This window comes from Streptomyces sp. CB02261 (assembly GCF_001905665.1).
Lineage (GTDB): Bacteria > Actinomycetota > Actinomycetes > Streptomycetales > Streptomycetaceae > Streptomyces.
In genome coordinates, this window is the sequence record NZ_LIVX01000004.1 from 308,773 (window position 1) to 330,942 (window position 22,170).

At 72.7% G+C, this 22,170-nt stretch carries 20 protein-coding genes, 1 tRNA gene, 1 pseudogene and 1 riboswitch; of the genes and pseudogenes, 14 read left to right on the forward strand and 8 right to left on the reverse strand.

Features of this window, described 5'->3' with window-relative positions; translation table 11 throughout:
• Nucleotides 1-220: 220 nt before the first annotated feature.
• Nucleotides 221-380, forward strand: a riboswitch (cyclic di-AMP (ydaO/yuaA leader).
• A gap of 4 nt (nucleotides 381-384) precedes the next feature.
• Both AMK29_RS14825 and AMK29_RS14830 read left to right on the forward strand, forming a co-directional pair.
• The gene (locus AMK29_RS14825) at nucleotides 385-1,380 is read left to right on the forward strand and encodes a M23 family metallopeptidase (RefSeq protein WP_073812805.1); all 996 of its coding nucleotides are present in this window, start codon (nucleotides 385-387) and stop codon (nucleotides 1,378-1,380) included.
• A 161-nt stretch (nucleotides 1,381-1,541) separates the two neighbouring features.
• Nucleotides 1,542-2,336: an SGNH/GDSL hydrolase family protein gene (locus AMK29_RS14830; RefSeq protein WP_073812807.1), complete on the forward strand. Its 795-nt coding sequence runs from the start codon at nucleotides 1,542-1,544 to the stop codon at nucleotides 2,334-2,336.
• On the opposite strand, the gene AMK29_RS14835 is transcribed toward AMK29_RS14830, so the two are convergent.
• From AMK29_RS14835 to AMK29_RS14855, 5 genes are read right to left on the reverse strand one after another with little or no spacing between them, the layout of a single operon-like run.
• Nucleotides 2,323-3,189 carry an STM4011 family radical SAM protein gene (locus AMK29_RS14835; RefSeq protein ID WP_073813809.1) on the reverse strand — a complete coding sequence of 289 codons (867 nt, stop codon included), beginning with the start codon at nucleotides 3,187-3,189 and terminating at the stop codon, nucleotides 2,323-2,325. The genes AMK29_RS14830 and AMK29_RS14835 overlap by 14 nt on opposite strands.
• Before the next feature lie 32 nt (nucleotides 3,190-3,221).
• Nucleotides 3,222-4,562 (reverse strand): STM4012 family radical SAM protein, encoded by a 1,341-nt coding sequence (locus tag AMK29_RS14840; protein WP_073812809.1) that lies wholly within the window; start codon nucleotides 4,560-4,562, stop codon nucleotides 3,222-3,224.
• Nucleotides 4,559-5,380 (reverse strand): STM4013/SEN3800 family hydrolase, encoded by an 822-nt coding sequence (locus AMK29_RS14845; RefSeq protein WP_073813811.1) that lies wholly within the window; start codon nucleotides 5,378-5,380, stop codon nucleotides 4,559-4,561. The genes AMK29_RS14840 and AMK29_RS14845 overlap by 4 nt, the downstream gene beginning before the upstream one ends.
• Nucleotides 5,381-5,394: 14 nt before the next feature.
• A complete protein-coding gene (locus AMK29_RS14850) occupies nucleotides 5,395-6,552 on the reverse strand; it encodes an STM4014 family protein (RefSeq protein ID WP_073812811.1) in 1,158 nt (385 codons plus the stop codon).
• Nucleotides 6,549-7,505 carry an STM4015 family protein gene (locus AMK29_RS14855; protein WP_073812813.1) on the reverse strand — a complete coding sequence of 319 codons (957 nt, stop codon included), beginning with the start codon at nucleotides 7,503-7,505 and terminating at the stop codon, nucleotides 6,549-6,551. Before AMK29_RS14855 ends, AMK29_RS14850 begins: the two co-directional genes overlap by 4 nt.
• Nucleotides 7,506-7,713: 208 nt before the next feature.
• Between AMK29_RS14855 and AMK29_RS14860 the strand changes: the two genes are divergently transcribed.
• From AMK29_RS14860 to AMK29_RS14870, 3 genes are all read left to right on the forward strand, one after another.
• On the forward strand, nucleotides 7,714-8,040 hold the full coding sequence (locus tag AMK29_RS14860) for a hypothetical protein (RefSeq protein ID WP_073812816.1): 327 nt from the start codon (nucleotides 7,714-7,716) through the stop codon (nucleotides 8,038-8,040).
• Between the two features lie 25 nt (nucleotides 8,041-8,065).
• The gene (locus AMK29_RS14865) at nucleotides 8,066-9,106 is read left to right on the forward strand and encodes a DUF6745 domain-containing protein (RefSeq protein ID WP_073812819.1); all 1,041 of its coding nucleotides are present in this window, start codon (nucleotides 8,066-8,068) and stop codon (nucleotides 9,104-9,106) included.
• Between the two features lie 138 nt (nucleotides 9,107-9,244).
• The gene (locus tag AMK29_RS14870) at nucleotides 9,245-10,015 is read left to right on the forward strand and encodes an SIMPL domain-containing protein (protein ID WP_073812822.1); all 771 of its coding nucleotides are present in this window, start codon (nucleotides 9,245-9,247) and stop codon (nucleotides 10,013-10,015) included.
• Between the two features lie 157 nt (nucleotides 10,016-10,172).
• Here the strand turns inward: AMK29_RS14870 and AMK29_RS14875 are convergent.
• Together AMK29_RS14875 and AMK29_RS14880 are read right to left on the reverse strand one after the other, a co-directional pair.
• A pseudogene (locus AMK29_RS14875) lies at nucleotides 10,173-10,772 on the reverse strand (TetR/AcrR family transcriptional regulator); the annotation flags it as partial.
• A gap of 101 nt (nucleotides 10,773-10,873) precedes the next feature.
• On the reverse strand, nucleotides 10,874-12,052 hold the full coding sequence (locus tag AMK29_RS14880; RefSeq protein WP_073812825.1) for a Glu/Leu/Phe/Val dehydrogenase dimerization domain-containing protein: 1,179 nt from the start codon (nucleotides 12,050-12,052) through the stop codon (nucleotides 10,874-10,876).
• Nucleotides 12,053-12,184: 132 nt separating this feature from the next.
• On the opposite strand from AMK29_RS14880, the gene AMK29_RS14885 reads away from it, so the two are divergent.
• The 6 genes from AMK29_RS14885 to AMK29_RS14910 all read left to right on the forward strand — a co-directional run bounded on the left by AMK29_RS14885 (nucleotide 12,185) and on the right by AMK29_RS14910 (nucleotide 17,696).
• Nucleotides 12,185-13,459: an MBL fold metallo-hydrolase gene (locus AMK29_RS14885; protein WP_073812827.1), complete on the forward strand. Its 1,275-nt coding sequence runs from the start codon at nucleotides 12,185-12,187 to the stop codon at nucleotides 13,457-13,459.
• Between the two features lie 340 nt (nucleotides 13,460-13,799).
• Complete coding sequence (locus AMK29_RS14890) at nucleotides 13,800-15,710, forward strand: ATP-binding protein (protein ID WP_073812830.1); 1,911 nt, start codon at nucleotides 13,800-13,802, stop codon at nucleotides 15,708-15,710.
• 7 nt (nucleotides 15,711-15,717) lie between these two features.
• Nucleotides 15,718-16,152, forward strand: a complete 435-nt coding sequence (locus tag AMK29_RS14895; RefSeq protein WP_030313740.1) for a roadblock/LC7 domain-containing protein — start codon at nucleotides 15,718-15,720, stop codon at nucleotides 16,150-16,152.
• Between the two features lie 2 nt (nucleotides 16,153-16,154).
• Entirely contained in the window at nucleotides 16,155-16,526 is a 372-nt protein-coding gene (locus AMK29_RS14900) for a DUF742 domain-containing protein (RefSeq protein ID WP_073812833.1), read from the forward strand.
• Nucleotides 16,504-17,127, forward strand: a complete 624-nt coding sequence (locus AMK29_RS14905) for a GTP-binding protein (RefSeq protein WP_073812836.1) — start codon at nucleotides 16,504-16,506, stop codon at nucleotides 17,125-17,127. Before AMK29_RS14900 ends, AMK29_RS14905 begins: the two co-directional genes overlap by 23 nt.
• A complete protein-coding gene (locus tag AMK29_RS14910; protein WP_073812843.1) occupies nucleotides 17,124-17,696 on the forward strand; it encodes a GAF domain-containing protein in 573 nt (190 codons plus the stop codon). Before AMK29_RS14905 ends, AMK29_RS14910 begins: the two co-directional genes overlap by 4 nt.
• A gap of 73 nt (nucleotides 17,697-17,769) precedes the next feature.
• On the opposite strand, the gene AMK29_RS14915 is transcribed toward AMK29_RS14910, so the two are convergent.
• Nucleotides 17,770-18,978 carry an acyl-CoA dehydrogenase family protein gene (locus tag AMK29_RS14915; RefSeq protein ID WP_073812846.1) on the reverse strand — a complete coding sequence of 403 codons (1,209 nt, stop codon included), beginning with the start codon at nucleotides 18,976-18,978 and terminating at the stop codon, nucleotides 17,770-17,772.
• A 580-nt stretch (nucleotides 18,979-19,558) separates the two neighbouring features.
• Here AMK29_RS14915 and AMK29_RS14920 point away from each other — a divergent pair.
• The 3 genes from AMK29_RS14920 (at nucleotide 19,559) to AMK29_RS14930 (ending at nucleotide 22,164) form a co-directional block, all read left to right on the forward strand.
• A tRNA-Pro gene (locus AMK29_RS14920) sits at nucleotides 19,559-19,632 on the forward strand.
• Between the two features lie 195 nt (nucleotides 19,633-19,827).
• Nucleotides 19,828-20,403 (forward strand): RHS repeat domain-containing protein, encoded by a 576-nt coding sequence (locus AMK29_RS14925; RefSeq protein ID WP_158071315.1) that lies wholly within the window; start codon nucleotides 19,828-19,830, stop codon nucleotides 20,401-20,403.
• 342 nt (nucleotides 20,404-20,745) lie between these two features.
• Entirely contained in the window at nucleotides 20,746-22,164 is a 1,419-nt protein-coding gene (locus AMK29_RS14930) for an RHS repeat protein (RefSeq protein WP_073812852.1), read from the forward strand.
• The last annotated feature ends 6 nt before the right edge of the window (nucleotides 22,165-22,170 follow it).

Sequence of the window (22,170 nt, forward strand, 5' to 3'; positions counted from 1 at the left end):
CGTGAGCAGGGTCATAAAGGTGACGGATCGTGGCCGACCGCCCGGACCAAATGCCGTACGTGAAAAGGACATCTCGGGACCGTCATCCACGGAGGGTGACCGGAATTCCGGCGGAAAAGGGAGGTCTGGAAAGCCGGTGGAAAACAGTGGCTTGTTCGTGCCGACCCCGCTCGTCTAGCGTCACCGTCAATCCGGTCGGACCGCCGAATCCTGCCACCGTCCGGAATTCCCACTCATCCCATGTGTGGCAGGAGCGGGGGACCCAGGAAGTACGCCGGTCCCGCGACGCAGGACGGCTAGGGGTGAAGCCGCGCGACAGCGCGGCCGGGCATCTCCAGTCCGAACCCGACAGCTCACCTCGCAGGCGCCGGAGAGGAATTCGCCATGCCCGCAACGGGTAAGCACCGCCGCACCAAGACCAACCGCCTGACCCGCGGCATCGCCGCCGCCGGTACGGGAGGCGCCGTCGTCGCCCTCCCGCTCCTCGGAGCCACCGGCGCCCACGCCGCCACCCCGGCCGCCGCCCCCGCGCAGGCCGTCACCGCCGCCGCCCTGGTGAAGGCCCCCGCCGCCGTCCAGGCCGCGCCCGCCGCCAAGGCCGCGCCGAAGACGTACTCCGTCGTGCCCGGCGACTACCTGTCGAAGATCGCCGCCGACCACCACCTCGCCGGCGGCTGGCAGAAGCTCTACGCCGACAACCGCCAGGTCGTGGGCGGGGACCCCTCGCTCATCCTGCCCGGCATGAAGCTCACGCTCGGCGCCAAGAACACCGCCAAGGCCGCCGCCCCCAAGAGCGCCGCGCCCAAGGCCAAGGCCAAGGCCGCCCCCGAGAGCGCCACGACCTCCTCGAAGAACGGCGACACCCCGCGGGCCTCCCGTGGCGGCGACCGCGTCGACGCCCCGGCCCCCGCGGCCCCGGCCGCCGACTCCGGCTCCTCTGCGCAGTCCACCGACTCCGGCACCTCGGCCTCCTCCTCCGGCTGGGTCGCCCCGGTCGACGGCGGCGTCTCCACCCCGTACCGCGCCTCCGGCTCCATGTGGTCCTCCGGCTACCACACCGGTGCCGACTTCATCGCCTCCTCCGGTACCACCGTCCGCGCCGTCGGCGCCGGCACGGTCGTCTCGGCCGGCTACAGCGGCGCCTACGGCAACGAGGTCGTCATCCAGCACGCCGACGGCAACTACTCGCAGTACGCCCACCTCTCGTCCCTCTCCGTCTCCTCCGGCCAGACGGTCAGCGGGGGTCAGCAGATCGGCCTCTCCGGCTCCACCGGCAACTCCACCGGCCCGCACCTGCACTTCGAGATCCGCACCTCCCCGAGCTACGGCTCCGACATCGACCCGCTGGGCTACCTGCGCCAGCACGGCGTCTCCATCTGACGCGTCAACTCCCGCGTGGCCCGGCACTCCTGTGCCGGGCCACGCGCGCGTCCCCCCTCTATTCCGGCTTGGCAAATTCTTTATCGGTGGCATATGTCACCCGGCGTCAACCCCTCCTTACGGTCGCGTAGGTCACACCCCGAAAGGAAGGATGTGGTCCCGTGGCAGACGATTCGAGATCAAGAGACAAGAACGCATTCGGGTCGTACGCGGCGATCGGTGACAGCTTCACCGAGGGCGTCGGAGACCCCGGCCCCGACGGGACGTACGTCGGCTGGGCGGACCGCTTCGCGGTCCTGCTCGCCGACCAGCTGCCGGAGCACGACGCCTTCCGCTACGCCAACCTGGCCGTACGCGGGCGCCTCCTCGACCAGATCGTGGCGGAACAGGTCCCCCGGGCGAAGGAACTCGCCCCCGACCTGGTGACCTTCTGCGCCGGCGGCAACGACATCATCCGCCCCGGCACGGACCCCGACGACGTGGCCGAGCGCTTCGAGCGCGCCGTCGCCGAACTGACCTCCGCCGTCGGCACCGTCATGGTGACCACCGGCTTCGACACCCGTGACGTGCCCGTGCTCAGGCACCTGCGCGGCAAGATCGCCACCTACACCGCCCACGTCCGGGCCATCGCCGACCGCTACGACTGCCCGGTCCTCGACCTGTGGTCCCTCAGGTCGGTGCAGGACCGGCGCGCCTGGGACAGCGACCGGCTGCACCTCTCCGCCGAGGGGCACACCCGGGTCGCCCTCCGCGCCGCCCAGGTCCTCGGCCTGCCGGTGCCGGCCGACCCGGACCAGGCCTGGCCGCCGGTACCCCCGCGCGGCACGCTGGAGGTACGCCGCGACGACATCAACTGGGCGAAGGAGTACCTCGTGCCGTGGATCGGACGCCGGCTGCGCGGCGAGAGCTCCGGCGACCACGTCGCGGCCAAGCGCCCCGACCTCATGCCCCTCTGAGGAGCGACGGGCCGCCGGCCGGGATCCGCTCCAGGACCCCGCCGGCGAACACGTCGTACAGCGGCAGCGTCTCCAGGTGCACATAGCCGATGTGGCAGTCGCAGACGGCCAGGGGACAGGCCCGGGGACGCAGCGCGGCCCGGTACGAACCGTCGTACAGGTTCCCCAGCTCGGCCTTGACGAAGTGACAGCGCCGCACCGTCCCCTCGCCGTCCACCGAGATCACCGACTCCCCGGTCCGGCAGGGAAGCCCGGCCGAGCGGTGCGGATGGCGGCTGTACGGGAACAGCGGATCGATCGCCGTCCACATCCCCGCCTCCGCGTCGGTGTACGTGTGCCCCTCCGCCGCGTTCACCCAGAGGTAGACGTGCGGCGGCAGCTCGGCCCGCAGCCGCCGGGCGTGCTCCGTGTGCTCGGGCAGACCGACCACGCCGACACTGAACCGGACGCCCCGCTCCGTCAGTTCCCCGCACTTGGCGAGGAAGCGCTCGTACGGCGTCTGCCCGGGGTGGTACGTGCACCAGAGCGCGACCCGCTCCGGGTCCGCCTCCGCCAGCCACTCGGTCCGGCAGCTCAGATTGGTCTGGATCGCCACCCGCTCGACCTGCGGAAGCCGGGACAGGTCGACCAGCGCCCGCCGGTACCAGGAGCGCACCAGGCCCTCGCCCCACGGCGTGAAGAGGATCCGCAGCCGGTCACCGGTCTGCCCGGCGGCCCACCCGGTGAACCGGTCGAGGGCGGCCCGGTCCGCCCGCAACTGCTCACGGCTGTCCCGGCGCTTGGCGAAGGGGCAGTACGGGCAGTCGAAGTCGCAGGACGACAGCGGCCCCCGGTAGAGCAGCGTCAGATCCATGCCCGCGGCAGCGGTCGGCTCCATCCCCGTCCCTACTTCGGCTCGTACGCGGCCATCGCGGCCCGCACCGAGGGGGAGAACAGCTCGGGACCGAGTCCGTCCGAGTACGACAGTCCCTCCGGCGAGAGCCGCAGGAGCCCCTCGGGCGCCTCCGGGTCCAGCCAGCCGAAGGACTCGAACCGGCCCAGTTCCTCGGGGAAGTCCGCGAACGGCGAGGACCCGAACCGCTCCTCGTACCCCGCGACCGGCATGCCCTCCGCCTGGAGCAGCGACTGCAGCAGATGACGGCGGCGGGCCTCCCCGGCGTCCACCCACCGGCCCACCTCCACCCGCGAGAAGTCGGTGGTCTCCGTGTACGAGTCGATGATCGAGCGGATCTCCCTCATGTCGACCGCGTAGTCGAACGAGTAGTGGAGGGCCGAGGTGTACGAACGGGCCCCGCAGCCCAGGCCGATCATCCCGTCCGTCTGGCAGGCGTGGTCGTCGGGGCCCAGCGGCGGGGCGTCCGCCCGCCGGAACATCCGCATGGACACCTGCTCGTATCCGTGCGCGAGGAGATGGTCCCGGCCGTGCCGGTACAGCCGCAGCCGCTGCTCGTCCCACTCCCGGTCGGCCCGTCTCCGGTCGGCGGGGGAGATCCGGCCGAGACCGGTGAGGGGACGCACGTACAGCGGGTACAGGTACAGCTCCTCGGGCCGCCAGGCGAGAGCCGCGTCGAGCGAGGAGCGCCAGGACCGCTCGGTCTGACCGTCGATCCCGTAGATCAGGTCGATGTTGAGCACCGGGACGCCCGTGTCCCGGATGCGGCCGAGCGCCGCCTCGACGTCCGCCCGCCGCTGCGGCCGGACGGCCGCCCGCGCCTCGGCGTCCACGAAGCTCTGCACCCCGATGCTCAGCCGGGTCGCGCCCCGCTCGGCGAGGACCGCGAGGCGGTCGGCGGTCGCCGTCGCGGGCGAGGTCTCCACCGACAGCGGCACCGCCCGGAGATCGACCCCCGTCCGCTTCTCGGCGATGTCGCAGAGCCGCTCCAGCTCGTCGGCCGTGAGGAAGGTGGGCGTACCCCCGCCGAACGCGGCCGTCGCGAACCGCACCGGCGCCTCGTTCCCGAGGGCCTCGCGCACGGCGGTGGCCTGACGGTCGAGGGCGTCGAGGTAGCGGCCTGTCAGCTCGTCGGGGGCGCCGATCCGGGTGAACAGGTTGCAGAAGCCGCAGCGGACCTCGCAGAACGGTATGTGCGCGTAGAGGGAGAGCGCGTCCTTCGGCTCCCCGGCCCAGAGCGCGACCAGCTCAGGGCGCTCGGGAAGCGGGCGGTAGGCTGTCTTGTGCGGGTACGCGTAGACGTAGCTGCGGTACGGGCGGATGACGTCGCTCACGCCTGGACCTCCCGCTCCGGGCCCGCCAGCACGAACTGCGCGTACGGGACGGTCCACACGACCTCGTGACCGATCCGGTGCCCGGTGTGTCCGTCCTCCCCGTACGCGGTGCCGTGGTCGGAGCAGACGATCGCGAAGCAGGGACGACGGCTGCTCATCGCGGCGAAGAGCCGGCCGATGTGCCGGTCGACGTACTCCAGGGCCGCCGCGTGGGTGGCCCGGGAGTCACCCGCCTCACGGGTCGCCCCCGGCAGATGGAACCAGTTGGGCTGGTGCAGGGCCGACACGTTGACGAAGAGGAAGAGCCGGCGCCCGTGGGGCAGCCCGGCCACGACCTCCTCCGCCCGCGCGACCTGCGACGCGAAGGAGGTGGGCGAGGCGACGCCGAAGGCGGGCTCCCAGTGGCTCTCCTGGAACAGTCCGGGCAGCACGGCGCCGAGGGGCGGCTGCTTGTCGAAGAAACCGACGCCGCCGATGCAGACCGTCCGGTAGCCCTCGCCGGCGAGGGCCGACACCAGGTCGGGGGTCTCGTGGACGAAGGTGCCGCCGGCGGTCGACTCGCTGCCCGCGAACCGGGCCGCGAACAGGCGTGGGTGGGGCCCGGGCGCGGCCGGGGTCGGCAGGAAGCCCGCGAAGATCGCCTGATGGGAGGCGTAGGTGAAGCTGCCCGGGGCGTGTCGCCGCTCCCAGACACCACCGGGCAGATGACGGGCCAGGTTCGGGATGCGGCCCTCGGCCGCCAGCTCCACCGCCACGTCGTACCGCAGCGTGTCGAGGGTGACCAGAAGCAGGTCGTGGCTGCCGACGATCGCGTTCATGTCGGGCTGCTGGTTCACGTGGTGCTCGTTCCTGTGCTGCGGAGGGTAGGGCCGGGCGGCGGGGGCGTCAGGGTCCCGGGGAACTGCGCGGCGACCTGCGCCGCGTACGTATCGAGGCCCTCGGCGCCACTGCCGGGCAGGCCCGTGAGGCCCGGCAGCAGATCACCGAAGGCGTTGACCTCGGCGACGGCGAAGCGGCGCCAGCCCGTGGCCGGTAGCAGATCGACGCCGACGCACCGGGTGCCGGGGAACACGGCGGCGGCCCGCTCGCACACGTCGAGCGCGTCGGACCACCGCCCGCCCGCCGCGCTGATCGCGGCCCGGGCCGCGTCCAGATCGCCCCGGACCCCGCCCAGATGCAGATTGGTCATGGGGGAGCGGCTGGTGCGGAGCACGGCGTGGGTGGCTCGTCCGTCGATCACCACCACTCGCAGATCGGCCGCCCGGCCGTCCTGGGAGGCCTTGGGCAGCCAGCGCTCGACGTGCAGACCGTCGGGCGCGAGGGCGTCCACGAGCGCGGCGACCTCGGGCTCGCCCGTGTACCGCCGCACCCGCAGGGAGTTGTGGAGGCGCCCGCCCGGTCCGCGCTCCACCGAGGTGGTGGCCTGGACCCGGCCCGCGCCGTCGCTCTCCACGGCGAGCACCCCCGACGCGGAGGAACCGTGCGCGAGCTTCACGAAGAACCGGCGCAGACCGGCCTCGGCGGTCAGCGAGCGGACGTCCTCCCAGCCGCGCACCACCGGCGCGGACGGCCCGGAGGTCGGGGAGTCGGGCACCGGGACGCCCGCCGCGCGCAGCAGACCGTGGCTCAGCCGCTTGTCGAACAGGTACGCCAGTTCGGCGGGATCGTCGACGAGCGCGGCGCCCGCCTCGGCGACCGTCCCGGCGAGACCCGCCACGGCCGCGACGAACCGCTCGTACCAGCGGCCGGAGCCCTCGACCCGGGACGGATCGTCGACGCCCCGGAGCAGCCTGTCGGCCTCGGGGTCCTCGCCGGGCGAGTCCAGACGCACGGTCTCACCCGCAGTGAACCGCGCGCCGCCGCGCAGCACATCGGACCAGGACACCACCCGCGCCTCGGGCAGCCCGGCGGTCCGCAGCGCGTCCTGGAAGAACGCGACACGGCGGCCCGACGGAGCGCCGACGACGACGAGACGCGGGGCCGCGGTCATTCGGCGACCGCGACGTACCGGTAGACCTCGCCGTCGTACGCGTCGGGCTCCTCGGCATCGCCGAGGACGAGGGCCACACCGTGCGGTTCGAGCGCGGCGCGCACCCGCTCCTGCATGGCCTCCGACAGGTAGTGGTGGGAGAGGTCGAGGTGGGCCAGGTGGGTCAGCGGCTGTCCGTCGAGCAGGGCCGCCGCGCCCTCGTCGGTGAGCACGCCCATGGACAGGTCGAGCCGCTCGATCCGCGCGACGACCGGGGCTCCCGCCACGGCGGCGGCGACGGCGTCCTGGATCACGCTGTTGCACAGGCCGAGGCTGCGCAGCGCGGGGAACGCCGAGCCCGACAGCAGCGGCGCCAGGTCCTCCGGAGTGCTGTCGCCGCCGTACTCGTCGGTGCCGAGCCAGAGTTCCAGGTTCTCCAGGGCGGGCAGGTCGCTGCCGGTGATGCCCCGCACCACCTCGGCACCCAGACCGCCCGCCTCCACCACGAGGGTCTCCAGCCCCGTGTGCCGGACGGGAGGGAACACCAGGCCCGTGCCCCCGCGCACCCCGAACTCGCGCAGCGCCGGGTACGCCGCGAGCAGCGGCGTCACATCGGACTGGACGATCCACGAGATCTCGCAGTCCTCGGAGAGCATGTCCCCGAGGAACACCGCCTCCAGAGCGGTGAGCCGGTCGTTGGCCCCGATGAGCGCCGTGACGATGGCGGCCGACGAGGTGTCGTACGCCTCGTCCCAGCCGCCCACGACCAGCGCGCGCACCCGTCCCGCGTCCACCGTCTTCAGGAACCGCTCGAAGAGCGGCCCCCACTGCTCGTCCCCGGGGTCGCAGTAGGTCGCCGTGGAGATCCGCCAGGCGACGGCGGCCGCGTCGGGCAGCTCGACCCGCGCGTCCTCGGCCGGGAAGTCGAACACGGGCAGGTCGTGGAATTCCCGCATGTAGTGGCCAACGGTCATGACTGCGCTCCCGGACGACGGACTGGCGTGGATCGGCTGATGCCAGAGTTCTACCAAGCGGCACCGACAACGCCGCCCGCCGGGTCGGTCCCGGGCCGTCGCGGGCGGCCGTGGCGCGGGTGGCCGCCGGGCCGGGGCCGATTGTCAGACCCGCCCTCTAGCGTCGTTCCCGTGCCGGCCGACCGCGCCGGACGGGGAGGGCAGAGCCATGTACCGGCAGGGAGACGTACTGATCGCGCCCGTCGAGGAGACGGCCGTTCCGCGGCGGGCGAGGACGGCGGCGGGGGAGCCGAGGGACGCCCGGGGGCGCCTGGTCCTCGCCCTCGGCGAGGTCACCGGACACGCCCACGCGATCCCCGGCCCCGGCCGGCTCGTGCGGGAGCCGGGGCCCTTCGGCCCGCTCCTGCTCGAACTCCCCGAGGGCGGTCGGGTGGTGCACGAGGAGCACGCCCCGATACCGCTGCCCAAGGGCTGGTACCGGGTGGTGCGCCAGCGGGAGTACGTGCCCGGCGCGTACCGGATCGTCGCGGACTGACCGGAAGAGACTGGGGGACAGCGACATGAACCACACCACCGCACAGGACACATGGCGGTCCGTCGCCGCGGCCACCGGGCCCGCCGACCGCGCCGCCGCCGAGGCGGGCATCCGGCTCGCCTACCGCACGGCGGGCCTCGCGGAACCCGCGCGCGTGCTCTGGGCCGACTCGCCGCTCGCCGCCGTCACGCTCGTACGGGGCCTGACGGGACAGGGCCGTTCGGTACGGGACGCGGTGCGCACCAGGCCCTGGGCCGAGGAGCGCCGCCGCCTCCACGACGAACTCGGCCCCGCCGGCTGGGCGGCCCACTGGCAGGCGACCGGCGCCCCGCTGTGGGACCTCACCCGACGCCTCGCCGACCGGATACGGGCCGGGGTGACGGCCGCGGCCACGGGGGCGGAGACCGGCGTCGACGGCACGTCGGGCGCCGGGCCGGAGGCGACGGTGGTGCGGCTCGTGCTGCTCGACGCGGTGCTCGGCCAGCACGACGCCGCCTGGCTCGCCGCCTTCGAAGGGCAGGGCGAACGCCTCGCGGGCCTCGCCGCCGTGGCCCGGCAGTCCGGCTGGTGGTGGCCCTACGAGAACGTCGCCGTGGTCAGCGAGCGCCCGGTCGAGCTCCACCGGGACGAGGCGGGGCGGCTCGACCGGGGCGACGGCCCGGCGCTCGCCTACGCCGACGGGTTCGCGCTGCACGCCTGGCGCGGCATGCCCGTGCCCGCCGCCTTCCTCGCCGGTCTCGCCGGCCTCACCCCGGAGCGGATACGGAAGGAGGAGAACGCCGAACAGCGGCGCGTGATGCTGGAGTACTACGGCTACGAGCGGTACCTCACCGCCTCCGGAGCCCGGCACGAGCACCGCGACGAGACGGGCGTCCTCTGGCGGATCGAGCTGGCCGACGACGAGGACGTGGTGATGGTCGAGGTGGTCAACTCCACGCCCGAGCCGGACGGCACCCACCGCACGTACTGGCTCCGGGTGCCGCCCACGACCGGGACCGCGCGGGAGGGCGTCGCCTGGACCTTCGGGCTGCACCCCGACGCGTACGCACCGCTCGTCCAGACCTGAGCGCGCCCGGGGGAGGGTCCGGCTGGTACGGAGAGGTGAAGGGGGCGGCCGGTCAGGAGTGGCGTACGGGACGCGGCGGCGCCGGGTGCTGGGATGTGCCCGCCGGAGCCCCGGCACCCATCACCGAAGGGACCGCACGTGACGATCCGCCGGCCCAGCGCCTCCCGCACCCCCCGTCTGCTCGCCGCCACCGTCGTCCTCGGCGGCCTTCTCGCCGGCACCGCGGCTCCCGCCCTGGCCGCCACGCCCGCGCGAATGGCCCCGCGCGTCGCCGCTCCTGCGGAGACTCCCGCGACGGTCACCGTCACCGGCACCGGCCGGGCCTCCGCCGCGCCCGATCTGGCGATCCTCTCGGTCGGGGTAGAGGCCACCGGGGGGACCGCGAAGGAGGCGATGGCCGCGCAGAACACCGCCGCCGAGGCCCTCCTCGGGGTGCTGCGCGAGCAGGGCATCGCGGAGCGGGACGTCCGCACCGACAGCCTCTCGCTGTCCCCGGTGTACACGCAGAACACCGCCGGCGAGAACAAGGTGACGGCGTACCAGGCCGGGCAGTCCTTCTCGGTGAAGGTCCGGGACATCGACCGGACCGGGCAGGTCATCGGTGCCGTGAACGACGCCACGAAGGACGTGGGCCGGATCAACGGCGTCGTGTTCGACGTCGCCGACCCCTCGGCGCTGCGGGTGAAGGCGCGCGAGGCCGCCTACCAGGACGCGTACGACAAGGCGGCGCAGCACGCGCGGCTGAGCGGCCACCGTCTCGGCCGTCTCGTCTCGCTCAGCGAGGGCGAGTCCGTACGCCCCGGCCTCGGCGCCGCCCCCGGCATCGCGGCCGCCGAGTCGAGCCTTCCGCTGGCCCCGGGCGAGATCGAGGAGCAGGTCACGGTCTCGGCCGTCTTCGAACTGCTCTGATCGAGACGACGGCCGCGAGCGCTCAGGCCCGCCCCGGCGGAACGCCGTCGCCGGGCGCGCCGCCCGCGACCTCGTCCCTGGCCCCGACCTCGTCCAAGTCCGCGATCCCGTCCCCGGCCTCGTCCGCGTCCGCGACACCGTCCCCGGCCTCGTCCGCGATCTCGTCCGGCAGGTGCAGTTCCCGGAGGAGGGCGGCGTCCGCCCAGCGGAGCATCGCGGTGCGGGAGAGGGAGCCGGCGTAGGCCGTCGTCTGGACGGCGAGGCCGTCGAGGAAGGCGGTGAGCCGCCACGCCGCCGCTGTCGGGTCCGCGCAGCGGAACTCCCCGGCGGCGGCCCCCTCCGCGATCACCCGGGTCAGCGCGGCCTTCCACTCCTGGTCGAGGGAGGCGGCGACCCGGCGCAGCTCCGGGTCCCGCAGGGAGGCGGCCCAGCCCTCGATCCACAGCCGCCAGCCCTTGGCCTGACCGGTCGGCGCGTACCAGCGCACCGCGGCCCGCAGTCGTCGCACCGCGGTGGAGCGGCGCCCGAGGATCCGTCGCAGCTGGGCGAGGTCGGCCTCGGCGGCGTGCGCGAAGGCCGCCGCGACCAGCTGTTCCTTGGACGAGAAGTGGTAGAGCACCAGGGCGTTGCTCACCCCGAGCGCGGAGGCCACGTCGGAGATCCGGACGGCCACGACACCGCGGGCCTCGATCTGCTCGACGGCGGCCCGCAGCAGCTCCTCCCGCCGCTCGGCCACGCTCAACCGCACTCTCGCCACGCCGCGCAGCCTACACAGCACGTGACGCGGGCATGCCCGTCCACGGCCGACCGGTGGGCACCCGGCGCACGCCGGGCCCACCCCGACTCGCCGCCGCCCGGTCAGTACCAGCCGTAGCGCTCGGCGATCAGCGGCAGCCGTTCCTCCGCCAGCGCGTGCGCCGCGGCGCGTGGGCTCGTACCGTCCGCCGCCGCCCGGTCGAGCACCCCGCCGACGAGCGCCCGCATCGCCCGCCGTACCCGGTCGAAGGCCTGGTCGGCGTCGGCCTCGATGTCGCCGAACAGCGTCCACCACCACCAGGCGTTCGTGCACGAGTTCACGACCACGTCGGGCAGCACGGTCACCCCGCGCGCGGAGAGCGCCTCCTCGGCGTCCGGCAGGACCGGCATGTTGGCGGCCTCGGCGATCCAGCGGGCCGTGATCCGCCCCTGGTTCCCGGCGTGGACGGCGTACGAGACGGCCGCCGGGACGAGGACCTCCGCCTCGGCCGCGAGCCAGGCGTCCCCGGGCTCCTCCCGGTCGCCGGGCCGGAGCGCGGAGCGGTCGACGGTCCCGTGGGTGTCGCGGGCCGCGAGCAGCGCCTCGACGTCGAGGCCGTCCGGGTTCACGATCGTGCCCCGGACGTCGGCGACCGCCACCACCCGGAGCCCGGCCCGCGTGAGGAACCGGGCGGTGGCCGCGCCCATCGTGCCGAACCCCTGCATCGACACCCGGGTCCCGGCGTGCTCCCGGCCGGCCCGGTCGAGGGCGACGAGGACGGATTCCGCGACCCCGAGGCCGCCGACCAGCTCGTCGAGCCCGACGTCGTCGACCTCGATCGCGAAGGCGTCGGCGAGGCGCCTCCTGGCCGTCGCCTCGTCGTCCAGGAGCGGGTACACGGCCTGCACCGAGGAGACGAGGCCCACCTCGGCCACGGCGCGGTCGACCAGGTCCTGGGTCAGCCCCAGGTCCTCGCCGGTGGTCCAGAACCGCTCGACGTACGGCCGCATCGCCCGCAGGTACCGGACCAGGACGCCGTACGCCTCGGGGGAGCGCGGGTCGCAGTCGATGCCGCCCTTGGCGCCGCCCAGCGGCACGTACCGCGCGCTCGGGTCGTAGTGCAGGGCCTCCTTCAGGGTCATGCCCCGGGCGAGTCCCGCGACCTCCTCGGCCGTGCATCCCTCCCGCATCCGGAGGCCGCCGCTGGCCACTCCGCGCACCAGCCGGTCGACCACCAGATGGCCTCGGTGGCCGGTCACGTGGTCGGTCCAGCCGACCGAGATCAGGGGGGCGGAACTCATCGTGCGTCTCCTCGGAGAAGGGCTGCGGGCCCGAAGGCCGTACTGAATGGCGGTTCAGTATGTCCGGCCGCCCCGACCGTTCGGGGCGCGGGTTGCCCATAATGGAACGACCCCCATGGATCAGGAGGTCCTGTGACCGGTACCGGCTCCGACCGTTCGCCGCGGGCCCGGCTGCGCGCGCTGCGCCCCGAGTCCTTCGGCGCGGACCCCACGGGCGAGCGCCTCGCCCGCATCCGCCGCTCGCCGAACTTCGCGGACGGGATCTTCCAGAACCCGGAACCCGCCCGACGCGGCCCCTCCGGCTCCGGCGTCGAGCTCGCCAAGATCTACTTCGACAAGGACGGGCGGTCGCGCCGAGCCCCCGCCGGCAGCATCCCCGTCCACCCCACCACCCTCGCCGACCTGGCCAGGCCCCCGGCCACGGGGCTCCGTCTGACCTGGATGGGCCACTCCGGCGTCCTCGCCGAGATCGACGGCCACCGGGTCCTCTTCGACCCCGTCTGGGGCGAGCGCTGTTCCCCGTTCCCCTTCGCCGGGCCCAAGCGGCTCCACCCGGTGCCCGTGCCGCTCGCCGCGCTCGGCCCGGTCGACGTGGTCGTGATCTCGCACGACCACTACGACCACCTGGACCTGCCGACGATCAAGGCGCTCGCGACCACCGACACGCTCTTCGCGGTGCCCCTCGGCGTGGGCGCGCACCTGGAGCGCTGGGGAGTGCCCGCCTCCCGGCTGCGCGAGCTGGACTGGAACGAGTCCACCGAGGTCGGCGAGCTGCGGCTCACGGCCACCCCGGCCCGGCACTTCTGCGGCCGCGGGCTGCGCAACCGGCAGATGACGCTCTGGGCGTCCTGGGTGGTGACCGGACCCTCCCACCGGATCTTCCACAGCGGCGACACCGGATACTTCTCCGGATTCAAGGACATCGGCGCGACCCACGGCCCCTTCGACGCCACCATGATCCAGATCGGCGCCTACTCGGAGTTCTGGCCCGACATCCACATGACTCCGGCGGAGGGCATGCGGGCCCATCTGGACCTCCAGGGCGGCGGGCCGGCCGGCGTGATGCTGCCCATCCACTGGGGCACCTTCAACCTCGCCCCGCACCCGTGGGCCGAGCCGGGGGAGGGCACCGTCGAGGCGGCCGCCGGCGCCTCCCAGCGGGTCGCCCTGCCCGTCCCGGGCCAGCCCTTCGAGCCGGGTGCCGAGCGGCTGCCCGAGACTCCCTGGTGGCGCCCGGTCGCCCGGATCCCGGCCGGCGGCTGGCGAGAGCCCGTTCTCACCGAGGGTCACCTGCCGCCGGCGGGCGCGGCCGGGGGCCTGAACACCGATGCGGACGCCGGGCGCGCGTCCGACGAGCCCGGCAAGGACGGCGGCCTGGGTGCGCCGGAGGCGGCGCGCACCCCCTGACCCAGCGGGGGACCGTATCCCTCCGGGGGATTCCGGTAGGCATCGATTTCCGCCGAGGGCGGAGGCGCGGGAGCGTCTCCGCCCTCTTCCGTTCCCCCCTCGACCGCCGGTCCAGGCCACGGCGTCGACTTTCGGTCGATGGTTCTCGGCCTGTCGTGCGACGGGCGATACCAGACCGAGCCGCTCTCCGGGTAAGTTTGCCAACTGCGCACCGCACATGAACGGTTGACGACTACAGTGTGTGGTTGGTGATCATCGATAGGCTCGTCGCAACCTTGTCGTCCACCCCCTGATCCAACCCCGCAGTACGCCGATTCCCGGGCACGTACCAAGGACACTCATGTCTCAACTTCGCGCACCCGCCTCGCGGCCAGATCGACGCGAGGGCGGGCGGCACGGCCGGTCGGGCGCCCGCTCCGCCCCCGGCACCCACAGCAACCCCCCGGCGCAGTCGTCCGCGCAGCACATCACGGAAGCCCGCATACGCCCCCAACTCCTGCGCACCTCCGTGCTCCCCGCCATCGCGGTGGCACTCGGCGGGGCCGCGGCCGTCCTCTTCACCATCCGCTCCACCGGCGCCACCCCCACGCCCGGCCTCTGGGCCGCGCTCACCGGCGCCGCCGCCCTCACCGTCGCCTCCGTGACGGCCGCCGCGCTCGGCGCCGACAGGGCCGCCAAGTCGGTGCTCGACCGCTGCAACGCCCTGCGCCGCTCCAGCGCCCGCAGCCAGAGCGAACTGCGTACGGTCGTCGAACAGTTGCGCAGGGGTGAGGGGCTGCCGCCCCGCCCCGCGCTGCCGACCGGCACCGCGTCCGGCGACGAGTTCGACCTGCTCTCCCAGGAGCTGACGCGCTCTCACGAGGCCGCGGTCGCGGCGGTCGTGCAGGCGTCCAGGCTCTCCAGCAGCGTCGGGAACGAACAGAAGGTCGAGGTCTTCGTCAACCTCGCCCGCCGCCTGCAGTCCCTCGTCCACCGCGAGATCCAGCTCCTCGACGAGCTGGAGAACGAGGTCGAGGACCCGGAGTTGCTCAAGGGCCTGTTCCACGTCGACCACCTCGCCACCCGCATCCGCCGGCACGCCGAGAACCTCGCCGTGCTCGGTGGCGCCATCTCCCGGCGCCAGTGGTCGAACCCGGTCACCATGACCGAGGTGCTGCGCTCCTCCATCGCCGAGGTCGAGCAGTACCCGCGCGTGAAGCTCGTGCCGCCGATCGACGGTACGCTCCGGGGCCATGCCGTGGCCGACGTCATCCACCTCCTCGCCGAACTCGTCGAGAACGCGACGCTGTTCTCCGCGCCGCACACCACCGTGCTGCTCCGCGCGCAGTACGTCACGGCGGGCCTCGCCATCGAGGTCGAGGACCGCGGCCTCGGGATGCCCGTCACCGAGCAGAACAAGATGAACGCCCTGCTCGCCGACCCCGATCAGGTCAACGTCGCGCATCTGCTCCAGGACGGCCGGATCGGCCTCTTCGTCGTCTCGGCGCTGGCCCGCCGGCACGGCATCGCCGTCCGCCTCCAGTCCAACATCTACGGCGGGGTCCAGGCCGTCCTCGTGCTCCCGCAGGGCCTTCTCGGCGCCGACCCCGAAGGACTCGCCCAGCACGAGCGCCAGGCAGCCGCGGCCGCCGGTTCCGCCGCGGTCCCGCCGAACCAGGTACAGATGCAGCCCCAGCCGACGACGCAGTCGCCGTCGCACCCGCCGTCCCAGCCCGAGGTCACCGCCCCCACGGCGGCCCCGGCCCCCCTGACGGCACCGATGACGCCCCCGGCACCGGCCCGCCCCCAGGCGCCCGTGCCCGTGGCCATGAGTGCGGCCCCCACCGCACCCGTACCGCAGCAGTCCGCACCCTCCCAGGAGCGGGTCAGCACCCGCCACCAGGGAAGCCCCGCCGCCGACCCGCTCGCCTACCCCCGTACGAGCGAGCCGTCGAACGGGTTCGCGGACTCCGACCGCACCCCCGCGGTACCGGCCCCGTCGGCCGGCGCCGCACCCATGGGCCCGCCGGCCTCCTTCCTGTCGCCGCTCCCCCCGGCGCCCGAGGCCAACGGCAGGCCCGTGCTCCCCAAGCGGCGCGCCCAGGAGCACCTCGTCCCGCAGCTGCGCGACGAGCCCGCGGCCCGCAGGCCCGAGGAGCACACCCTGCACGACCCCGGCTTGATGGCCGCGTTCCAGCGCGGTATCGGTCTCGCCGAATCCCAGCCCGCCCCCCATGAACCGCTGCGTCACGGCGACGCGCACAAGGAGTAGATGCACCATGGCGAGCAATGTGCCGACCGGCCATTCCTCGGACCTCGACTGGCTGCTGAGCGGACTGGTCCAGCGGGTCCCCTACACCCGCAACGCCGTTCTGCTCTCCTCCGACGGCCTCGTCAAGTCCGTCCACGGCCTCGACCCCGACGCCGCCGACCACATGGCGGCCCTCGCCTCCGGGCTCTACTCGCTCGGCCGGAGCGCGGGCGCCCGGTTCGGAGACGGCGGCGAGGTACGGCAGGTGGTCGTGGAGCTGGACTCCACCCTCCTCTTCGTCTCCACCGCGGGATCCGGCACCTGTCTGGCGGTCCTCGCCGGGCGCGAGGCGGACGCCGCGGTCCTCGGGTACGAGATGGCGATGCTCGTCAAGAGCGTCCGGCCGTACCTGGTCACCCCCGCCCGGCAGGCAGCCGGCGCGGTGGGTGGCATCGGGCAGTGAACGTGACGTCCCCCCAGGAAGGGCCCTGGCTCGACGACGCGGCAGGGCGGCTGATCCGCCCGTACACCGTCAGCGGCGGCAGGACCAAGCCGACCACCGCGCTGGACCTGCTGTCGATGGTGATGGCGACCGGCTCGTCACCCCAGGCGCACATGGGCCCCGAGCACAGCCTGGCCCTCGGGCTGTGCGACGGGCCCACCTCGGTGGCGGAGATCGCGGCGCACTTACGGCTCCCGGCCGTGGTCACCAAGGTCCTGCTCTCCGACCTCGTGGACTGCGGGGCGCTCACCGCCCGCGCCCCACGGTTCCACGCCAACCCAACCGACCGTTCCTTGCTGGAGGCAGTGCTCGATGGCCTACGACAACGGCTCTGAGCGCCACGAGAGTTTCGCCACCGATCCCTTCCCCACCGCGCTCAAGATCCTGGTGGCGGGCGGATTCGGCGTGGGCAAGACGACCCTCGTGGGCGCTGTCAGCGAGATCGAACCTCTGAGCACCGAGGAGCTGCTGACCTCGGTCAGCGCGGCCACCGACAGCCTGGAGGGCGTGGAGTCCAAGACCACGACCACCGTCGCCATGGACTTCGGCCGCATCACGCTCGACGACCGCCATGTGCTCTACCTCTTCGGCACCCCCGGCCAGGAACGTTTCTGGTTCATGTGGGACGAGCTCTCCGAGGGTGCCCTCGGAGCCGTCGTCCTCGCCGACACCCGCAGGCTCCAGGAGTGCTTCTCCGCAGTGGACTTCTTCGAGCGACGGGGCATCCGGTTCGTCGTGGCGGTCAACGAGTTCGACGGCTCCTACCGCTACGAACCGGACGAGGTCCGGGCCGCGCTCGACCTCAAGCCCGACGTGCCGGTCGTCCTCTGCGACGCCCGGATCTCCAGCTCCGGCATCCGCACCCTGGTGACCCTCGTCCAGCATCTGCTCACCACCATCCCGGCCACCGTGCCGAGCTATGGAGCCACGCCATGACGTACGACCCGACCGGTCACCTCCTGCTGACCCCCGTCGACAAGGAAGCGCCGGCCCGTGTGCAGCGGCTGCGTGAACTCGGGCTCGGGGAGCGACCGGAGCCGGCGTTCGACGAGTTCGCCCACCGCCTCGCCGAGGTGACCGGGGCACCGTTCTCGATGGTCAACTTCATCGACGAGAACCGGCAGTTCTTCGCGGGTCTGCACACCCCGCAGGGCACCCACTCGGGCAGCGACCTCGGTGCGGCCGCCGCGGGCGCCGGCGGCGTCGGCCGCTTCATGGCCCGTGACCACGGCTACTGCCCGCACGTCGTGGTGCGGCGCAAGGCGCTCGTCCTCGAGGACGTCTGCGACTACCCGCGCTTCGCGGGGAACCCCGTCGTCGACGAGATCGGCATCCGTTCCTACATGGGGGCGCCGCTGATCGACCGCACCGGAGTGGCGCTCGGCACCATCTGCGTCGTCGACACCGACGTCCGGCCGTGGGGGCGCGCCGGTCTCGAGACGATCAAGGCGATGGCCGCCGAGCTGATGGAGCAGATCCACCGTCGTGAGGACGGCATGTTCTGACCCGTTTCCCCTGGAATGCCGGGAGCCCCGGTACGGCCGCGGCCGTACCGGGGCTCCCGGCATTCCAGGGGAATCAGGCGTGCACCGGCTCCAGCTCGGGCGTACGGACCAGCTCGGACAGCCGCTCCGACCAACTGCCCTTGTCCTGGCCGAGGGCGACCTCGGCCAGCCGCAGCAGCTGGATGTCGGAGGTGCCGGCCGGGGCGAAGATGTGGTGCGCGTCCCGGACATAGCGCTCGATGGCCCGGTCCGTGAAGAGGCCGGCGGCGGCGTGGATCTCCATGGCGTTCCGGCCGGAGTCGATCGCCGACTCGACGTTGACGAGCTTGGCGTTCATCAGCTCGGCGTCGCAGGACTGCCCCTGGTCGAGCAGGTGCACCGCGTGGTAGGCGGCCAGCCGGGCGGTCATCAGCCGGGACTGCATCTGGCCCAGCTTCAGCTTGACCGTGGGAAGGTCGTGGAGCGGCTTGCCGTACCGGATGCGCTCGGAGGCGAACCGGGTGGTCTCCTCCAGGATCGCCTGGTGGATGCCGAGCGAGACCGCGGTCAGGTTCGCCCGGCCGTAGAGCACGCTGGAGGAGTACGCGACGGAGAGGCCGTCGCCCTCGTCACCGAGCCGGTTCGAGGCCGGCACCCGGCAGTTCTCGAAGATGAGCTCGCCGAAGCTGAAACCGTGGAGTCCCATGGCGGGCTGCTGGGGACCGGTCCTGAACCCGGGGCGATCGGATTCGACCAGGAAAGCCGTAAGTCCCCTGGAACCGGGACCGGTCCTGACCACGACGCCGTGCAGATCGCCGACGTGGCTGTTGCCGACGAAGACCTTGCTGCCGTTGAGGATGTAGTCGTCCCCGTCGCGCACCGCGCTGGCGCTCATGCCGAGGACGTGACCGCCGGACTCGGGCTCGGTGACCGCGATGGTGGGCAGGCACTCGCCGGCGGCGATCACGGGGAGCCAGGTCTTCCGCTGCTCGTCGCTGCCGAAGTGGACGATCTTCGCCGTGCCCAGCTGCGAGGCCTGGACCATGGCGCCCATGGCGCCGCTGACCCGGGACAGCTCCTCGATGATGATGGTCTTGGCCAGATGGCCGGCGCCCATGCCGCCGTACTCCTGGCTGATAGTGGCGCCCAGCCAGCCTTGTTCGGCGATCAACCGCGAGAGTTCGTGGTGGACCGTGCGGGACGCCTCCATCTCGGCTATCCGTGGCCGAACCTCACGCTCTGCGAAGTCACGGACCGTCTCCCTGAGCTGGTGATGCAGTCGGCTGTTGAAGTAGCCGTCCATACGAGTCCCTCCCCTGCGATTCGCCTGATCGGTCGTCCGATCAGGTGGTGCATCGGCAGTGGTCCCGTCCCGAACAGGCCGACCACTTCATGGTGTTGATCTTTCCGGGGTGGAGCAATATCGCCACGAGATTTGTCCGAAACCCGAGCGGTTGACGATTGATTCTGACTGTGTTTCGTGTGGTCTTGGCCTGCTCGGCCCGATCCGCAGTCCATTCCCCCTGGGCGCCTTTCTGCCACATGCCAACGGCAACGAACCCCCGGTCATATGGCCATGAGAGCGGCCGGGTTACCACATGAGCACCTTCGTCCCCAAGGAGGCGGCTTTCCGGCCGCCCCGCGCTCTCCCTTCCTGCCCAGGTGGACCCGCCCGCGGACCTTCCGCGCGCCCCTTTCGTCCGCCCGCGGGAGGCGCGCGGACGTATCCGCCGGCGCGAGGGCGCGTCACGGAGAGTGAACGCCATGCAACCGGCGCCCGCCCCCTCTCCGAGCGCCGGGAAAGGGTTCGTGACCACCAGGGAAAGTGCGGTATTGTTCTCATGCGCGTCCAGCCAGGGGAAAACCCCAGGTCAGACGGGCAGCGGGACGTGGCGCAGCTTGGTAGCGCACTTGACTGGGGGTCAAGGGGTCGCAGGTTCAAATCCTGTCGTCCCGACTCGAAAGAGTCGTTCATCGAGGGGCCGTTTCAGAGAGATCTGAAACGGCCCCTCGATCGTTTCGGGGACGAGGATGGTCGGCGCTGGTTGCGGCACCCGCAGTCCCGTCGCCCGCGCCGCCGAGGCGAGGGCGGCCGCGACCGGAAACGCAGTCGCACACGCGATGACGTCAACTGTCCGCTACGTACATCGCCTTGCCTGCACAAGCGGGTGACCTGCGGCTTTCACCGGACCGTCGAGGCTCCTGGGCTCGTGAGGACGGCTCTCTGCTCATCTATCCGCGCCTGCCTCGCCCCGGCGGCGAGCAGGTCTTCCCTCTGGAGGGCGACCGGCTTCCCCTGGTCCACGGAGGCGTCGACGGTGACGCGACCACGTACGAGGTGCGCGACCCCCACGGGGGTCCGGTCCGGAGCTTCACCGGCAACCCCTACCGGTCCTCGACGGCCTACTGGCTGTCCGCGGTCGAGGACAGAAACGGCAACCGCGTCGACTTCGCGCGCCGCGCCGACGGTGCCCCGACCGCCGTGACCCACTCGGGCGGATACGCCGTTCAGATCACGGCGACCGAGACCCGGGTGACGGACCTGGCCGTCCGCGGCCCCGGAGGCCCGACCACGGTCGTCGGCTACGGCTACGACCAGGCCGGTCGCCTCACCACTCTCACCGGCCCGGAGGGCACCGGCGGCCCCGCCATGCACTTCACGTACGACGAGGACGGCCGCGTCACCTCGTGGACCGACCGCAATGCCTTCACCTTCCGCTACGTGTAAGACGCCGAGGGCAGGGTCACCGGCACGGTCGGTCCCGAAGGCACCCTCACGTCGACGTTCACCTACGACGTCCACCCCGAGACCGGGCACCGTATAACCCGTTACACCGACTCCACCGGCGCCACCAGCGTTCTGCACCTCAACGACCGTCTGCAGGTCGTCGCCGAGACCGACCCGCTCGGCCACACCACCTACCTGACCTGGGACGCGTACGACCGCCCGCTCACGCGCACCGACGCCCTGGGCCACACCACCGAACTCACCTGGAGCGAGGAAGGCAACCTGGTCGCGGTACGGCTGCCCGACGGCACCACGGCCACGGCCCGCTACGACGAGCGGAACATGCCGGTGGAGATCACCGGGGCGGACGGGACCGTGTGGCGGCAGACCTTCGACGGCCTCGGCAACTGCACCGGCGTCCAGGCTCCCGACGGGACGGTGAAGCGTTTCACCCACGACCGCACCGGCGCCATCGCGACCATGACCGACGCCCAGGGCGGCACCGTCCGCTTCACCTCCGACGCCGCCGGCCTCACCCTGGAGGTCAGCGACGACGAGCACGGCGTGACGCGCGTGCGGCGCGACCACCGCGGCCGCCCCCTCCGCATCGTCGATCCGGTCGGCCAGGCGCAGGAGTTCGTGTGGGACGACGACGACCGCCTCCTCGCCCGAATCACCGCGGACGGAGCCCGTGAGAGCTGGGCCTGGGACGACGAGGGCAACTGCACGGCGTACACCGACGTCGCCGGCGGTGTCTGGGGCACCGCGTACGGCCCCTTCGACAAGCCCCTGGTCCGACTCGACCCGGACGGAGCCCGCCACCGACTGCGCTACGACACCGAACTACGCCTCGTCGAAGTCACCAACCCGCTCGGGCAGAGCTGGAGCTACACCTACGACGCCGCCGGCAACATGGTCGCCGAGACCGACTTCGAGGGACGCACCAGCCAGTACCACTACGACGCGGCCAACCGGATCACGCGACGCGTGAACCCCGCCGGACAGACCGTCACCTACACCTGGGACGCCATGGGCCGGCTGACCTCGGACAGTGCGGACGGCGCCCTCACCAGCTATGCGTACGACACAGCCGGCGCGCTCGTCGAAGCCCGCACCGCGACCTCCACGCTGAGCATCGTGCGCGACGTCATGGGCCGACCGCTCAGCGAGAGCATCGACGGGCGGACTCTCCGGTACGCGTACGACCCGGCCGGCCGCCGCATCGCGCGCACCACACCCACCGGCGCCGTCACCAGCCTCGCCTACGACCCCGCAGGCCGGTGCTCCTCGGTGGCCGTGGACGGGCACGCCCTCACCTTCGGGCACGATCTCCTCGGCCGCGAGGTCTCCCGGGTCTGGGGCGACCCCTCCACCCCGGTGAGCCTGACGACCACCTGGGACGACGCCGGCAGGCCGACGGCCCAGAGCCTCGGCACCGGAACCGCCCCCTCGCCCCTGGTCACGCGCGACTACTCCTACCGCGCCGACGGCTGCCACGGAAAGGGGAAGTTCGCCTGGCAGAACCTGGTGACCGAGACGCAGACCCCCACCAACACGCCCGAACAGCGTGTGTCGGTGGAGGCGGTGATCTACAACCAGGTGAAGAACAACGACGAGATCGTCCAGTACAACGTCGTCCCCAAGTACGCGGGCACCAACCCGATCCCGCACGAAATCCACTTCACGGCGTACGGCAGCAAGGGTTTCACCTTTACCTACATTCTTGAGAACCCCGCCGGGTACGTCCGAACCGGCGTCTAGCGCTCA

Bases quoted from the DNA above. Each gene is read 5' to 3' on its own strand.
- AMK29_RS14825 (WP_073812805.1), top strand. From the start codon at position 385: ATGCCCGCAACGGGTAAGCACCGCCGCACCAAGACCAACCGCCTGACC.
- AMK29_RS14835 (WP_073813809.1), bottom strand. From the start codon at position 3,189: ATGGATCTGACGCTGCTCTACCGGGGGCCGCTGTCGTCCTGCGACTTC.
- AMK29_RS14845 (WP_073813811.1), bottom strand. From the start codon at position 5,380: ATGAACGCGATCGTCGGCAGCCACGACCTGCTTCTGGTCACCCTCGAC.
- AMK29_RS14850 (WP_073812811.1), bottom strand. From the start codon at position 6,552: ATGACCGCGGCCCCGCGTCTCGTCGTCGTCGGCGCTCCGTCGGGCCGC.
- AMK29_RS14855 (WP_073812813.1), bottom strand. From the start codon at position 7,505: ATGACCGTTGGCCACTACATGCGGGAATTCCACGACCTGCCCGTGTTC.
- AMK29_RS14860 (WP_073812816.1), top strand. From the start codon at position 7,714: ATGTACCGGCAGGGAGACGTACTGATCGCGCCCGTCGAGGAGACGGCC.
- AMK29_RS14865 (WP_073812819.1), top strand. From the start codon at position 8,066: ATGAACCACACCACCGCACAGGACACATGGCGGTCCGTCGCCGCGGCC.
- AMK29_RS14880 (WP_073812825.1), bottom strand. From the start codon at position 12,052: ATGAGTTCCGCCCCCCTGATCTCGGTCGGCTGGACCGACCACGTGACC.
- AMK29_RS14890 (WP_073812830.1), top strand. From the start codon at position 13,800: ATGTCTCAACTTCGCGCACCCGCCTCGCGGCCAGATCGACGCGAGGGC.
- AMK29_RS14895 (WP_030313740.1), top strand. From the start codon at position 15,718: ATGGCGAGCAATGTGCCGACCGGCCATTCCTCGGACCTCGACTGGCTG.
- AMK29_RS14905 (WP_073812836.1), top strand. From the start codon at position 16,504: ATGGCCTACGACAACGGCTCTGAGCGCCACGAGAGTTTCGCCACCGAT.
- AMK29_RS14910 (WP_073812843.1), top strand. From the start codon at position 17,124: ATGACGTACGACCCGACCGGTCACCTCCTGCTGACCCCCGTCGACAAG.
- AMK29_RS14915 (WP_073812846.1), bottom strand. From the start codon at position 18,978: ATGGACGGCTACTTCAACAGCCGACTGCATCACCAGCTCAGGGAGACG.
- AMK29_RS14930 (WP_073812852.1), top strand. From the start codon at position 20,746: ATGCCGGTGGAGATCACCGGGGCGGACGGGACCGTGTGGCGGCAGACC.